Source organism: Micromonospora sp. ATLC20 (assembly GCF_057196585.1).
The window spans coordinates 1-1,085 of record NZ_JBXUOV010000388.1; the positions used below are offsets into that span (position 1 = coordinate 1).

General features: G+C 79.0%; 1 protein-coding gene. It reads left to right on the plus strand.

Annotated elements, in window-relative coordinates; all coding sequences use genetic code 11:
• Positions 1-914 (plus strand): acetyl-CoA carboxylase carboxyltransferase subunit alpha (locus AC2CHG_RS31505; RefSeq protein WP_484526221.1); only part of this gene is annotated, 914 nt, incomplete at its 5' end.
• Between the last annotated feature and the right edge of the window lie 171 nt (positions 915-1,085).

Genomic DNA, 1,085 nt, shown 5'->3' on the forward strand with positions numbered 1-1,085 from the left:
GCGCCCCGGAGACCGCGCCCGCCCCGCGCCCGCCGGCCACCGCGCCCACAGCGACCACGCGGCCGGACCGCGACCCCTGGGAGACGGTACGCACGGCGCGGCACCCGGGCCGGCCGACCACACTGGACTACCTGGAGACCGCGTTCGACGGTTTCGTGGAGCTGCACGGCGACCGGCTCGGCGCGGACTGCCCGGCTGTCGTCGGCGGCATCGCCCGCCTGGACGGACGGCCGGTGATGGTGATCGGCCACCAGAAGGGGCACACCACAGCCGAGCTGGTGACCCGCAACTTCGGCATGGCCAGCCCCGCCGGTCACCGCAAGGCGCTGCGGCTGATGCGTCTCGCGGCGCGGCTGCGGCTGCCGGTGGTGACGCTCGTGGACACGCCCGGCGCGGACCCGGGGGTGAGCGCCGAGCAGCAGGGCCAGGCGGCGGCGATCGCGGAGAACATCCTCGCGCTCACCGTGCTGCCCACGCCGGTGGTGGCGGTGGTCACCGGGGAGGGCGGCAGCGGCGGCGCGCTCGCGCTCGCGGTCGCCGACCGGGTGCTCATGCTGGAACACGCCGTCTACTCGGTGATCAGCCCGGAGGGCTGCGCCGCGATCCTCTGGCCGGACAGCTCGGCCGCCCCGCAGGCGGCCCGCGCGCTGCGGCTCACCGGCGCCGACCTGTGCCGCCTCGGCGTCGTCGACGAGCTGGTGCCGGAGCCGCGCCCGGCCGCCCACGCCGACCCGGGCGGCGCGGCCGAGCTGCTGCGCCGGGCCGTGGCGGCGAACCTCGCCCCGCTGCTCACCGTCCCTCCGGCCACGCTGGTCCGCCGCCGCCGGCAGCGCTTCCGCCGCTTCGGCGCGGCCCGCGCGGCCGGACCGTCCCCGGCTGCCTCCCCGGCCGGTGGCCGGGCGGAGGTGGCGTGATGGCGGACGCCGAGGCCGAGCAGGTGCTCGACGGGCTGCGCCGGCAGGCCCGCAAGCTCGTCGCCGACCTGGCCGGGCCGGTGCGCCGGGTGCGGCTGCGCACCGGCGAGTCGGTGCTGGAGGTCGAGTGGCACGACCCGGCGGCACCGGCGCAGCGCGCCGCCGAACCGG